Origin of the sequence: uncultured Dialister sp., assembly GCA_900314595.1 — a bacterium.
Lineage (GTDB): Bacteria > Bacillota > Negativicutes > Veillonellales > Dialisteraceae > Dialister.
Genome location: OMVW01000041.1, coordinates 1 through 13,520, shown reverse-complemented (window position 1 = coordinate 13,520; position 13,520 = coordinate 1). Strand labels below are relative to the sequence as shown.

The 13,520-nt window shown below is 50.8% G+C and carries 14 protein-coding genes; 11 read left to right on the top strand and 3 right to left on the bottom strand.

Features of this window, described 5'->3' with window-relative positions; translation table 11 throughout:
• The first annotated feature begins 511 nt into the window (after window positions 1-511).
• Together QZN42_RS08740 and QZN42_RS08735 are read left to right on the top strand one after the other, a co-directional pair.
• On the top strand, window positions 512-1,171 hold the full coding sequence (locus QZN42_RS08740; RefSeq protein WP_296956644.1) for an ABC transporter ATP-binding protein: 660 nt from the start codon (window positions 512-514) through the stop codon (window positions 1,169-1,171).
• Window positions 1,168-2,346, top strand: a complete 1,179-nt coding sequence (locus QZN42_RS08735) for an ABC transporter permease (RefSeq protein ID WP_296956641.1) — start codon at window positions 1,168-1,170, stop codon at window positions 2,344-2,346. The genes QZN42_RS08740 and QZN42_RS08735 overlap by 4 nt, the downstream gene beginning before the upstream one ends.
• A gap of 207 nt (window positions 2,347-2,553) precedes the next feature.
• Here QZN42_RS08735 and QZN42_RS08730 read toward each other — a convergent pair whose 3' ends face one another.
• Window positions 2,554-2,853 carry a DUF2442 domain-containing protein gene (locus QZN42_RS08730; RefSeq protein WP_296956638.1) on the bottom strand — a complete coding sequence of 100 codons (300 nt, stop codon included), beginning with the start codon at window positions 2,851-2,853 and terminating at the stop codon, window positions 2,554-2,556.
• Window positions 2,854-2,858: 5 nt separating this feature from the next.
• On the bottom strand, window positions 2,859-3,125 hold the full coding sequence (locus tag QZN42_RS08725; RefSeq protein WP_296956636.1) for a DUF4160 domain-containing protein: 267 nt from the start codon (window positions 3,123-3,125) through the stop codon (window positions 2,859-2,861).
• A 179-nt stretch (window positions 3,126-3,304) separates the two neighbouring features.
• Here QZN42_RS08725 and QZN42_RS08720 point away from each other — a divergent pair, with 179 nt between their 5' ends.
• The gene (locus QZN42_RS08720) at window positions 3,305-4,510 is read left to right on the top strand and encodes an RtcB family protein (protein WP_296956634.1); all 1,206 of its coding nucleotides are present in this window, start codon (window positions 3,305-3,307) and stop codon (window positions 4,508-4,510) included.
• 75 nt (window positions 4,511-4,585) lie between these two features.
• On the opposite strand, the gene QZN42_RS08715 is transcribed toward QZN42_RS08720, so the two are convergent.
• Window positions 4,586-4,891 (bottom strand): hypothetical protein, encoded by a 306-nt coding sequence (locus QZN42_RS08715; RefSeq protein ID WP_296956631.1) that lies wholly within the window; start codon window positions 4,889-4,891, stop codon window positions 4,586-4,588.
• Between the two features lie 701 nt (window positions 4,892-5,592).
• On the opposite strand from QZN42_RS08715, the gene aroF reads away from it, so the two are divergent.
• The 8 genes from aroF (at window position 5,593) to QZN42_RS08675 (ending at window position 13,358) form a co-directional block, all read left to right on the top strand.
• The gene (aroF, locus tag QZN42_RS08710; protein WP_296956628.1) at window positions 5,593-6,609 is read left to right on the top strand and encodes a 3-deoxy-7-phosphoheptulonate synthase; all 1,017 of its coding nucleotides are present in this window, start codon (window positions 5,593-5,595) and stop codon (window positions 6,607-6,609) included.
• 313 nt (window positions 6,610-6,922) lie between these two features.
• Window positions 6,923-7,783 (top strand): prephenate dehydrogenase, encoded by an 861-nt coding sequence (locus tag QZN42_RS08705; protein ID WP_296956627.1) that lies wholly within the window; start codon window positions 6,923-6,925, stop codon window positions 7,781-7,783.
• The gene (gene aroB / locus QZN42_RS08700) at window positions 7,776-8,852 is read left to right on the top strand and encodes a 3-dehydroquinate synthase (protein ID WP_296956625.1); all 1,077 of its coding nucleotides are present in this window, start codon (window positions 7,776-7,778) and stop codon (window positions 8,850-8,852) included. Before QZN42_RS08705 ends, aroB begins: the two co-directional genes overlap by 8 nt.
• Before the next feature lie 2 nt (window positions 8,853-8,854).
• Window positions 8,855-10,120, top strand: coding sequence for a 3-phosphoshikimate 1-carboxyvinyltransferase (gene aroA, locus QZN42_RS08695; protein ID WP_296956623.1), 1,266 nt, complete (start codon window positions 8,855-8,857; stop codon window positions 10,118-10,120).
• Window positions 10,117-11,217 (top strand): chorismate synthase, encoded by a 1,101-nt coding sequence (gene aroC, locus QZN42_RS08690; RefSeq protein ID WP_296956619.1) that lies wholly within the window; start codon window positions 10,117-10,119, stop codon window positions 11,215-11,217. The genes aroA and aroC overlap by 4 nt, the downstream gene beginning before the upstream one ends.
• Entirely contained in the window at window positions 11,207-12,052 is an 846-nt protein-coding gene (gene pheA, locus QZN42_RS08685; RefSeq protein ID WP_296956616.1) for a prephenate dehydratase, read from the top strand. The genes aroC and pheA overlap by 11 nt, the downstream gene beginning before the upstream one ends.
• Window positions 12,049-12,858 carry a shikimate dehydrogenase gene (locus QZN42_RS08680; RefSeq protein ID WP_296956614.1) on the top strand — a complete coding sequence of 270 codons (810 nt, stop codon included), beginning with the start codon at window positions 12,049-12,051 and terminating at the stop codon, window positions 12,856-12,858. The genes pheA and QZN42_RS08680 overlap by 4 nt, the downstream gene beginning before the upstream one ends.
• Window positions 12,855-13,358 (top strand): shikimate kinase, encoded by a 504-nt coding sequence (locus QZN42_RS08675; protein WP_296956611.1) that lies wholly within the window; start codon window positions 12,855-12,857, stop codon window positions 13,356-13,358. The genes QZN42_RS08680 and QZN42_RS08675 overlap by 4 nt, the downstream gene beginning before the upstream one ends.
• The last annotated feature ends 162 nt before the right edge of the window (window positions 13,359-13,520 follow it).

Sequence of the window (13,520 nt, the reverse complement as noted above, 5' to 3'; positions counted from 1 at the left end):
GATTTCTGCCGCTAACCCAATTATACAGAAAAATTGAACTCCCACCGGTTTTATTTACGGTGGCAACGGCGCCGATATGTGTAATTGGGGAGCTGTCACGAAGTGACTGAGGGGTTGTACTATCGAACAAATCGAAATTGGGCTTGAAGGTAAACTCATCCCTGGGAGCTCCCGCGACGGGGGAGGGGGAACTGTACAAATGAGGAAAAATTCTCCCGGTGCAGATGAGGGCCGAAGGCAAAATCAAAAACTGCGCCCGAAGGGCGCCACCATCCCGACAATCCCGAATCATCCCCGGAATTCCCGACAACCCCGAAACAAAAGTCATTCCGCCTGCAGTTCCCCTTTCACAACTGTGAACAATCTCCCCTGTCGCAGATGAGAGCCGAAGGCAAAATCAAAACTGCGCCCAAAGGGCGCCACCTTCCCGATCACCCCGATCACCCCGACACAAAAGTCATTCCTCCTATAGTTATCCTTTTAAAATCAAGTATTTCACAAGGAAAAAGATATGATCCAAATCACCAATCTCACTGTCAGATTTCCGGACGGTAAAGGTTCCACCCTGACGGCCCTTTCGGTTCCTTCCTTTACACTGGAAGAGGGGGGGCTCACCTGCGTTACGGGTCCCTCAGGCACAGGGAAGACCACCTTCCTTCACTGCCTTTCGGGCCTCCTCACGCCCACTACGGGGACCATTCAGGTGGAAAAGGAAGTCATCACTTCTCTTCCGCAAGAAAAGCGCTGCGCTTTCCGCGCGAAGAAGGTGGGCTATGTCTTCCAGAGGCCTTTACTTCTTCCCTATCTGACCGTGGCTGAAAATATCCGCCTCTCCGCTTCCTTTGCGGGTGAAAGTGTGACTGACGAAGAAATTTCCAATCTTCTGGCAGAAGTGAACCTCAAAGGCCTCGAAGGACGCTATCCCGATACCCTCTCGGGAGGCCAGCAGCAGAGAGTTTCCTTCCTAAGGGCCATCGTGAGGAAACCGTCCCTTCTTCTGGCGGATGAACCGACGGCAGCTCTGGACCGGACGAACGGGGAGAGGCTGATGCAGATCCTTCTGGACTATCAGAAAGGGACGGGCTGCTACCTCCTCTGCGCCACCCATGATACCCATGTGATGAGTTTATTTCCCAAACGGTACGACATGCAGGAAGGAGGGTTCTTATGATTCGTCTTGCTTTCCTTTCCCTTGTGAGACGGCCGCTCCGGCAGTTTCTCCTCTTTCTGCTCATCGTCCTGACGGCAGCCGTTCCTGTTTTTATCCTGCAGGTGACGGGCGGTCTTTACGAAGGAATCAACCGGGCAGTGAGCCCCTTTCCCATTCTTGTGGGCGACAAAGGCTCGGCCTACCAGCTGGTGCTGAATACGGTCTTCCTCCGCGACCGTCCTTTAGGAAATATCAAATGGAGCGAAAAAGAAAAACTGGAAGCTTCCGGCAAAGTGCAGGCGGTCTATCCCCTTGGCTTTGGTGACAACTACCGCGGTTTCCGCATAGCCGGGACGGACCCGTCACTTTTTACATACCGTCCCAATAAAAAAGAAGCGCCCTGGCTTTCCCTATCTGAGGGCAAAATCTTCGCGGCAGACGGAGAAGCCGTCATCGGAAGTGAAACCGCCCGCCTCACGGGACTTAAAGTGGGGGATACCTTCAAATCCATCCATGGCACAGCCTCCAAAGGCCATGAACATAAACATCCCTTCAAAGTGACAGGGATTCTCAAATCCACGGGCGGCCCCTATGATACGGCCATCTTTATTTCCATGGAAGACGTATGGGAAGCCCACGGAGGAGAAGCGGTCGATCCATCCGACCGTCAGGTCACGACGCTCCTCGTAGTCCCGAAAGGCTACAAAGAAGCCATGCAGCTCCTCTCCGAATACCAGAGAAATAAAGACGTCCAGATGGTCTTCCCCTCCCAGTCCGTCATTTCCCTCTATGCCATGGTGGGCCAGACAAAGAACTTCTGGAAAATCCTCATTTCCTCCATGCTCGGCATTTCCCTCTTAATTACCCTCCTCGTCATGTACTGGAGCGGCCTGGGCCGGATGAAAGAACTGGCCCTCCTCGAAGCCCTGGGCGCAGGAAAAGGAGATATCCGGAAATTACTCCTTGCCGAAGAAGGCATGCTCCTCTTCGCAGGAAGCTGTATCGGCTGGCTTTGTGCCTATGGAGCCACTCTGGCCGCAGCCAGAGCCGTCTCCGGCGGAGCGGCCATCACCATGGTCACCACCCCCGACTGGCGGGGATTCCTCATCATTCCGATCATAACCATCATAGGAATGATCGCAGGACTCGTCCCGGCTGTCATGGTGGGAAAGAAAGATGTGAGTGAGTATCTGTGACATTTGAATGGAAATACGGTTTATCTCATTCGAGGTAATCGTTCTTCGTTGTTCGTGATTCGTTCTTCGTGAAGGTGGCGCCTTTTGGAAATAAGGGGCGCCATTTTTATATGCAGATAATGAATAGAAAAAGAGGTAAACTTTGATTCTGCAAAGTTTGCCTCTTTTAGTAATTTATTTCTGTCGAAAAGAGAAATTTATTTTGCTTCAAGCAATACCCTCAAGGGGATCTTTTACAGCTTTTGCACTGTATATTTCTTCCGGCGCTATATCTATGACATCATAGGGATCGCGGTTTCCGGTAAGATCAAAAGCCAATGTATCGTTCATGACGGTCAGTGATTTGCGGAACAGGACTTTATCGAGCAGCGGCTCAAATACAGTGCCCGGTTTCAGCAGGGGGGACATATCATAGAGATGGACACTGCCATCATCGAACCAGGCGTATACCTGGTATTCCTTCCCTGCAAGGACCTGTACGACCTGGGGAATGTATTCGGAAATCATACTATTCACCCCTTTACCAGTGGAGAAATCTTTCTTGGCTTTTGTCCGGAACGGACAAGATTCCAGTTCTCCATCAATTCCGCCTCATGCAGGACGCACCATGCCAGAACGAGTTTCAATTGTTTTCCGGGGAGGAAGCCCTTGAATGCGACCTGATTCTGTATATCAATCAGGGCACGATATCCGCCATAAGCTGCATGAATATGCGGCGGATTATGATCACTGTAATTAATCGTAATATGAATTCCGAAAAACTCGCTAATTTCAGGCATTTTAATCCCTCCTTTTCTGTATTATACCATTTTGGAAGAAGCAGTTTCTTAGAATAAATATTTTTCAGAAATGCAGCGAATGGTAAAATCTTCACATCCGGAAAGTTTACAAGTTTTTACAGTTAGTAGTTTCATTGTCAGTAATATAGTAATATTAGAAATAGCAAAGAGGTGAAATTATGGAAGAAATCAAAGGGACCGTTACTACGGCCATTTCCTATGCAAAAACGATAGACCCGAAAGCCAGGGCGCAGATTCAGCGCATGTGCAGCTATGATGTGACGAAAGGAAGCCGGGTCCGTATCATGCCGGATGTGCATTTCGGAAAGGGCTGCACTATCGGAACTACGATGACCATCATTGATAAAGCTGTACCAAACATTGCAGGTGTAGACCTGGGCTGCGGCATGTATACGGTAGATCTGGGAAACCAGCTTATAGATTATAGAAAATTTGATGAAGCGGCACACTTTGTGCCTTCCGGCTTTAATGTATGGGATGAAAAACAGGTAGATTTTGACCTCACAAAACTATACTGTTATGAAATGCTTAGAAAAGTAGACCGCATCGGCTGCAGTCTGGGAACCCTGGGTGGGGGTAATCATTTCATTGAAATCGAAGAAAAGAAAAAGGGCGGCCATATCCTTGTGATTCACTCCGGCAGCCGCAATCTGGGAAAGCAGGTGGCGGAGCTCTATCAGAGAAAAGCTGTGGAACTCATTGCCCGTCAGGGGCTTTTCAAGGAAAAAATGGGAGAAATCATTGCCAGATGCAAGGCGGAAGGACGGGAAAAGGACATCCAGCGTGAGATTCAGGTTCTCCGCGCAGAGGAGAAAAAGGTGGACATCCCGGAAGATCTCTGCTATCTTTCCGGAAAATATCTGGACATGTACCTTCACGATGTGGCTATCTGCCAGCTTTTTGCCAGACTGAACAGAGAAACCATGGCCAAAGTCCTCCTCGAAAAGACTGGTCTCATCGCAGGGGAGGCTTTTCATACCATTCATAACTATATCGACGTGGACGAGCGAATTCTTCGCAAAGGCGCTATCGCGGCCCATCGGGGAGAAAAAGTGCTCATCCCCATCAATATGAGAGATGGCAGTATCCTTGCCATAGGCAAAGGCAATCCCGAATGGAACAACTCCGCGCCTCACGGAGCCGGACGCCTCATGTCCAGAATGCAGGCAAAGAAAATCCTCACTGTAGAAGAATATCAAAAAGAAATGGAAGGCATCTATACCACTTCCGTCAATCAGGGAACTCTCGATGAGGCGCCTATGGCTTATAAATCCATGGACGATATCCTCTCCGTGCTGGACGAAACGGCAGAAGTATTGGAAATCATGAAACCGGTCTATAACTTCAAGGCCGGAGAAGAATAAATTCTCTAAAGTAAAAAGCAGCCGATTTCACTGCTATGTGAAACCGACTGCTTTTATATTTCCCCCAAGGGAGACTTATCCGAAAAGGACTTCTATTTCCCGTTCTGCCTGATCAATGGTCATTCCGTCAAAGAGAGGGGCATGCTCAAATTTTTCCAGGCATTCCCTTTGTGTATTTCCCCGGAAATGCCAGGTGGTCAGATAAATTTTCTCTTTTGGATTCGTATTGTCATATTCATCCATGTGCAGATTAAGTGAATGGGCTCCTTCTATGGCCAGAGTCTCCAGAAAATAAAATTTATTTCTGAATACAAATTCTTTCTCCGGCCCGCCCATAGTCAGGATATCATTTATAAATTCATCAATGGAATTGCCCTTCATATATACCTCACTTCATTTGGAATGAGAAACAAGTCATTCGTTTCAGGCATTGAAAAAAGCCTTCCAAAGGCTTAGGAGGCTCTCTTCAACTTCAATCGAGAACAGAGGAAGCCATTCCGCGGCCACGGAATGAATCGGCTGCCTCTTTTCTATGACCATTATACCATACTTTTAAGATCTATTGGCCTTATTTTTTATCTACACTTTCCGGTTTCCCGCAAATGAGACTCGATATTCCCGATTCAGAAGCTATGGAAGACGAAAAATAAAATATAAAAAGGGCGCCCATATAAATTTCAGGGCGCCAACCTGCACGCTCCACGGATCACGGGCTACGGATCACGATTATCAGGAATGACTCTTGACAAAGCGGCGCACAGGTGGCTATACTGAGAATAACTTCTAATGAAAGGAAAGGATTCCCATGAGACAGGCAGCTTTTGTAAAAGCATATGCAGCCTTTACCTATAGCTATTATGGCTATGGTTATTTTGACGTGCGCAGCCGGGTCTCGGAATCTTTCTAAGTAAGGATTCTAAAAAGGACAGACTCCGGCGAGCCTGTCCTTATTTTTTTAGAGATTAGAAGGAAATTTCATTGTTTTTCCCTGGATTCAGCATGGCCATTGCAGAATTGTAGAAATAGAAACTGGCCGTGAGGGAAAAGTAAAAGCAGAAGCCGGAAGGCAGAGGAGGATTATTATGATTATTGTCATGAAACAGAATGCACCGCTCATTGAAATCGAAAATCTGGAAGCAGAACTCCGGGAGAAAGGTTTCCAGGTAGACCGTTCCAAAGGTTCCAGCAAAGTGGTGCTTGGACTTGTAGGCGATACGTCGGGGCTCGATGAGAGGGATTTCCTCTCCAATGAATGGGTGGACAAGGTCATGCGCGTGCAGGAGCCTTACAAACGGGCGAGCCGCGCCTTCCATCCCCAGGATTCGGTCATCGATGTGAGCGGAGTCAAAGTGGGCGGAAAGAAACTGGTGGTCATGGCCGGTCCCTGCTCCATCGAGACACCTGAGCAGATGGCCATTATTTCCAAATCCGTCAAAGCTTCCGGCGCATCCATGCTGAGAGGCGGCGCTTTCAAACCGAGAACGTCGCCCTACTCCTTCCAGGGCCTTGGTGAAAAAGGGCTGGACATGCTCATTTCCGCTGCCAGAAATGTGGACCTTCCCGTAGTCACCGAGCTCATGAGTGCCGATAAAATCGGGACGTTCCTCGAAAAGAAAGTGGACCTCATCCAGATCGGCGCGAGAAATATGCAGAATTTCGACCTGCTGAAAGCCGTGGGCCGTCTCAATGTGCCGGTCCTCCTGAAACGCGGCATGTCGGCTACCATCGAAGAATGGCTTATGAGTGCTGAATACATCATGTCCGAAGGCAATCATAATGTCATCCTCTGCGAAAGAGGCATCCGCACCTTCGAAAAAGCAACAAGAAATACTTTAGACCTTTCTGCCGTAGCAGCGGTCAAGCGCATGAGCCACCTGCCGGTCATTGTCGACCCCAGCCATGCCACCGGCCGCCGCTGGATGGTGGAATCCATGGCCATGGCTGCCATTGCGGCCGGAGCCGATGGAATCATGTGCGAAGTTCATAACGATCCGGAACACGCCTGGTGCGACGGGGCGGAATCCATTACCCCCGAAACCTTCGACCACCTCATGGGCCGCCTGAAACGGCTGGCGCCGATTGTTGGGCGGGAAATCTGAGAGCAGGAAGGAAACTGTGCTTACGCCTGACTTTGAGAAATCGGATTGCGGATTTGGGATTGCGGGAAGGTGTGCCGCTGATGCGGCACAAATATGTATGGGGACTCTGCACAGGCGCAATACCTGTCAATGGATCTGAAGATTTTTCCTTTTCTCTCCGGGCCAAAGGCCTAAGGCCCGCAGGGCCGATATATATGATTGGTTCGCGAAGCGAACCATATCCTTCCCGAAATCCCAAATCCGAAATCCCCAATCCGATTCCTTCTTACAGAGCAGCCATTATATAATATATACATATATAAGGATATCGATTATGGACAGCAATCATCACTTTACCGATCAAACCATCGCCATCGTCGGCCTGGGGCTCATGGGCGGCTCTTTTGCCCATCGCTTCCATGCCCTCGGGTGCCACGTGATCGGGCTGAACCGCACGAAGTCCGTGGCAGAAACGGCGAAAAATCTTCATCTGGTGGATTCCATCGAAGAAGAAGACCTGAAAAAAGCAGATATCGTCATTTTCTGTACGCCTGCCGAGGCGACCCTTACCTTTATCAAAACCCATCTGGACCTTTTCAAAGAAGGAGCGGTGCTGACGGACATCGCGGGGGTGAAGAAGGATTTTTCCCGTCGCATCCGTGCATTCCTCAGAAAGGACCTGGATTTCGTCTCCGGCCATCCCATGTGCGGGAGGGAAGGGGCGGGCCTTTTCCAGTCGGACGGAGGCATATTTCACAATGCCAATTACATATTGATTCCGGAAGAAGGAAACAGGCCGCAGAATCTGAAACTCATCGAAGATATGGCCTATGCCCTGGGCTGCAGCCATGTGGCGGTGGTGACGGCAGAGGAACACGACCGGGCCATCGCCTACACCTCGGACCTCACCCACATACTGGCGACGGCCCTTATGAACAGCCGGTCCTATAATGAAAATACGAAATTTTTCACCGGTGGTTCTTTCCGGGATATGACGAGGATTGCAGATATCAATGCCTGGCTTTGGCGGGAGCTCTTCCTGGCGAACCGGGAGAAACTCCTGGATGAAATCGACCGTTTCTCGGCAGCCCTTGCGGAAATCCGCACAGCCATCGACGGGAAAGATGATCAAGGAATAGAAGCGTTTTTAAATAAAGCGGGTCAAAGAAAGAGGGAAATGAAAAACAATGGCTAAAGTAAAGGTCAATCTGGGAAAAGCTTCTTACGAAATCGAAATCAGAAGGGGACTTCTGGAGGAAGTGGGCGAAAGGATTAAGACCATCACTCCGAAAGCAGAAAAAGTGGCGGTCATTACCGATGACAATGTATCCGCCATTTACGGAGCCCGCTTTAAAAAGATTCTGGAAAAGTCCGGCTTTGAAGTGCGCATCATTTCCTTCCCGGCAGGAGAAGAAAGCAAGAACCTCGGCACTTTCGGCAATGTGCTGAATACGCTGGCCGAATTCGACATGTCCAGAAGCGACGTGCTGGTCACCCTCTCGGGTGGAGTCCCGGGCGATCTGGGCGGCTTTGCAGCGTCCGCCTACATGCGGGGCATTCCCTTTTACCAGATTCCGACTTCCATCCTTGCCCAGATTGATTCTTCCGTAGGCGGCAAAGTGGCGGTGGACCTGCCCGGCGGAAAAAATCTGGCCGGCGCCTTCTACCAGCCCAAAGGGGTCTTCATCGATCCGGACCTTCTGGAAACCCTCCCCACCCGCTACGTCCACGATGGTCTTGCAGAAGCTGTGAAATACGGCTGCATCGGAGATTCCGAGCTTTTTGAAATATTCGAATCCCTCAAAGACCGGGAAGATCTGAAAGCCCATATGGAAGAAATCATCCTTCACTGCGTACTCCAGAAAGCAAGGGTAGTGGAAGAAGACCAGTTTGATAACGGAGGCCGGCAGGTGCTGAACTTCGGTCATACCATCGGTCACGGGATTGAAAGGTATTTCAACTACGGTACCTACACCCACGGAGAAGGAGTGGCCATGGGCATGAGCCTCATCACCGCCCGGTCCGAAAAACTGGGAATCACGGAAAAAGGGACTACGGAACGCCTCCTGGCAGTGCTGAAGAAACTTTCCCTGCCTACCTCCATCGGTATCCCCGCCCATGAACTGATTCCGGAAATCATGCATGACAAAAAGCGGCGGGGCAGGAATATCACCCTGGTGCTCCTTGAAAAAATCGGGAAATCGAAGCTTCTCACCATTTCCACCGATGAACTTTCGAAATATATTTCCACCGGACAGGCCTGATTATGGATATAACCATTGAACCGAAACCACTGGAAGGGACCCTCCGCATTCCTTCCTCCAAGAGCATGACCCACAGGGAACTCATTGCGGCGGCCCTGGCCGAAGGAGAGACGAAAGTCACCGGCGTTACCTGGTCCCAGGATATAGAAGCGACGGTCCGCATTCTTTCCCTCTTTGGCGCAGAAATTGCAAAAGAAGAAACGGAAGAAGGCATAACGGTCACCATCGACGGAGGACTGAAGAAACAGAAAGAAATCCTCACCGCCGATGCGGGGGAATCGGGCTCCACTCTCCGTTTCCTCATCCCCCTGGGCCTTCTCTCGGGAAATCACGTGATTTATACAGGCCGCGGCAGGCTCTCCGAAAGGCCTTTGACGCCGTACTATGAGATTTTTGACGAAAAACAGATTTCCTATCAAACAAAAGGGGGCCTCCCGCTCGAAGTGGAAGGAAATCTTCCCGCAGGGCTTTATGAACTTCCGGGGAACGTTTCCTCCCAGTTTTTCACGGGCCTTCTCTTTGCGCTGCCCCTCGCAGCGGGGGATTCATTGCTGAGGAGCACCACGGCTCTCGAATCCGAAAGTTACGTGGAAATGACGCTGGATACCCTCGCCCGCCATGGGATTACTATCTACAAAAAAGCTTCCGGCCTTTACGAAATTCCGGGCGGCCAGCACTATAAGGCAGGGACTTTTGCGGTGGAGGGCGACTACTCCCAGGCCGCCTTCTGGCTCGTTTCCGGCCTTGCCGGCGGAAAAATGACGCTTACCGGACTTTCGGATACGTCCCTTCAGGGAGATCAAGGCATCCTTCAGATTCTCGAATCTATGGGAGGCCATATTTCCAAAAGTGGACCTATCATCGCAGAGACTTCCGCCACCCATGGAACGGTGATGGATGCGGAAAATGTGCCCGATTTAGTGCCGGCAGTGGCAGCTCTGGCCGCCGTAAGCGAAGGCCGGACGGAAATCATCCACGGAGAAAGGGTGCGCCTCAAAGAATGTGACCGCCTCCATGCCATGGCGGCGGAACTCAATAAACTGGGAGCAGATGTGACGGAGCGGCCCGACGGACTTATGATCGAAGGAAAGAAATCCCTCCGCGGGGGAAAAGTTTCCTCCTGGAACGACCATCGGATTGCCATGGCCCTGGCGGCCATTACGCCAAAGCTGGAAGGACCCCTTACCATCGAAGGAGCAGAAAGCGTAAAGAAATCCTATCCCGGATTCTGGGAAGATTTTAAGAAAGCAGGAGGCAGACTCCTATGAGCGATACATTTGGACAGACCATAAGGGTCACCATTTTCGGCGAATCCCACGGACCGGCCATCGGCTGCGTGATTGACGGCCTCCCGGCAGGCCTTTCCTTTGACTGGGACGAAGTGAAACGGGAAATGGCCCGCCGCGCACCGGGAAGCTCGAACCTCGCCACTCCCCGCAAGGAAAAGGATGAATTTGAGATTCTTTCCGGCTATTTCAATGATCATACCACCGGCACCGCCCTTGCCATGGAAATCAGGAATACAAACCAGCATTCCAAAGATTACAGCGAACTGAAAGTGAAAATGCGCCCCGGCCATGCGGATTATACGGGCCATGTGAAATACGGGGGCTTTAACGACTATCGGGGAGGCGGCCACTTCTCCGGACGCATCACGGCACCTCTGACTTTTGCAGGAGCCCTGGCCAAACAGGTCCTGGCAAAGGAAGGAATCTATATCGGCGCCCATGCGGCCGAAGTCCATGAAATCAAGGACAGACCTTTCAATCCCATGGGAGAAAGCCCGGAACTTTTCAAAAAACTTTCCCTTTTAAAACTTCCTGTGCTGGATGAAGAAAAAGGAAAAGAAATGGAAGAAGAAATCCTTTCCGCCCGGAAAGAGGGAGATTCCGTGGGAGGCATTGTGGAATGCCAGATCATGGGCCTTCCCGTGGGTCTGGGGGATCCTTTCTTCGATTCCCTGGAAAGCGAACTGGCCCATATGATGTTCTCCGTACCGGCAGTGAAAGGGCTCGAATTTGGCGAAGGGTTCGGATTTGCAAGACTGAAAGGGTCCGAAGCCAATGATGAAATGTCTTATGAAGAAGGAAAAGTGGAAGTGGTGACGAACCACAATGGAGGGATATTGGGCGGTATTTCCGGCGGAAGTCCCGTGAATTTCCGCCTGGCCGTGAAACCCACCGCCTCCATCGGGAAAAAACAGCACACCGTGGATATTTCCAGAGGAGAAAACGCAGACCTTTCCATCTCCGGCCGTCACGACCCATGCATCATTCCCCGGGCTATACCCGTCATTGAAGCGGCAGCGGCCTGGGTCATTCTGGACATTCTTCTAACCGACAGGAGCAATACCTATGGACGATAAAATTTTACGAGTCGGCTGCTACGGAGCCAAAGGTTCCTATACCTATGAAGCCATGGAGCAGCAGTTTGGCGATAAACCGAGGGAAGAATCCTATTTCCCCCTCTTTGAAGACGTCATGCAGGCGGTAAAAGAAGGGGATGTCGATTACGGGGTAGTGCCCATCGAAAATTCCTCCACCGGAGGCATTACCGAAGTGTACGATCTCATCCGGCGGTACAACTGTGCCGTAGTGGGAGAGCAGATCGTAAAAATCGAGCACAACCTCATCGCCCTGCCGGGGACGAAACTGGAAGACATCGATACCGTCTTCTCCCATCCCCAGGGATTTGCCCAGTGCCGGCCCTTCTTCAATAAACACAGAAACTGGACCCTGAAGCCCTACTTCTCCACCTCGAGAAGCGCGGAAAAAGTGGCGGAAGACAAGAAGAAAAACCAGGCAGCCGTGGCTTCGAAGACAGCCGCCCGCCTCTACGGCCTCGAAGTGATTGCGGAAAATATTTTCTTCAATTCCAGCAACTACACGAGATTCTTCATCATCGGGCCGAAAATGGAAATCACCGAAAAGTCCGACAAAATCACCCTGGTCCTGGCGGTGCGCCACGAACCGGGCGCCCTTTACCATGTGCTGGGCTACTTCTTCTACGGAGGAATGAATATGACCCACCTGGAATCCCGCCCCATGGAAGGAAGACCCTTCGAATACTTCTTCCACATCGATGTCATGGGCCGCCTCGAAGATCCGGCCAACGCACAGACCCTCCGGGGCCTAAAGTCCATGAGCACCTATTTCCACATCCTCGGCAACTACCCGAGCTTCCACAAGGAGGAAACATGAGACTCGCCCTTTTGGGTGAAGTCCTGGGACACAGCCTGTCTCCGGTGATTCACCAGAAACTTTTTGAAATAGAACACATCGATTCCACCTACGAACTGGAAGAAATAGCAAAGCCCGTCTTCGACTCTGAACTCCGGCATGCATTAGAAACCTTCGACGGAATGAACGTGACCATCCCCTACAAAGTGGACGTTATTCCCTACCTGGACGAACTTTCCCCCGAAGCAAAAACCATAGGCGCAGTGAATACCATTGCGAAAAAAGAGGGAAAACTCATCGGTTACAATACGGACTACACCGGCTTCAAGCGGACCCTGGATTTAATCGGAGCGGAAATTTCCGGCAAACCGGCGGTGGTCCTCGGCCACGGCGGGGCATCTCGCGCAATCATCCAGTGCCTTTTCGACGAAAAAGCCTCCTCCATCACCGTCATCAGCCGCCATCCGGAGAAAGTGGACGAAGAATTCCTCACTTTCGCCAAAAATAGACAGGTAGAAATCAAAGGCTACGACTCCCTCACACCGGAAGGCGACAAATACCTCCTCGTCAATGCGACACCGGTGGGCATGTATCCGAAAGTCGGCGTATCGCCCATTCCCGCAGACGCAGCGGCAGCCTTTCCGAAAGTCATCGATATCATCTACAATCCGGAAGAGACGCAGCTCCTTAAAGATGCCAAAAATGCAGACAAATCGAACGGCATGTACATGCTCGTCATGCAGGCCATGGCGGCTGAAGAAATATGGATGGACCGAGAAATTTCTCCCCAAGTGGCAGCGAAAATTGCAAAGGACATGATGAAATGAAAAATATCGTCCTCATCGGCATGCCGGGAAGCGGCAAAACCACCTTCGGCAAAGCCATAGCCGAAATCCTCTCAAGAACCTTCATCGATGCCGACGAATACCTGGAAAATAAAGAAAAACGGACCATCAAAAGCTTCTTTGCCGAAAGCGAAAAAGCCTTCCGGGATGCAGAAGAAAGGACCATCAGGGACCTCTCCTCCCGGCAGGACCTCATCATCGCCACAGGCGGTGGAGTGGTCAAAAGAAATAATAATATCCTCCGCCTCCATCAGACAGGACTCATCCTCTTCATAGATAGAAAGCCGGACGATATCGTCTCCGACGTGGAAGTGGGCACAAGGCCCCTTTTAGCCGATGGCCCGCAGAAAGTCTACGACCTCTATCGGGAAAGAATAGACATGTACCGCAGCGCAGCCGATGAAATCCTCTCCAATACAGGGAGCGAAAAAGAAGTGCTTCAGCAGATGATGGAAGTCATTCATAAATATGGGCTGGATTAAATAAAGGCGAATCGTGATTCGTGATTCGTGAAGGTGGGCGCCTTGAAATCATACAGGCGCCCCTTTTTAGTGTGCCGGGCATGGCACGATTCTAGCTGGTGAAAGTCCAGTTACAGGTATTTGTCGCCGAGTGTAGCGGAGCGCAAGCTGTAAACAGTAATG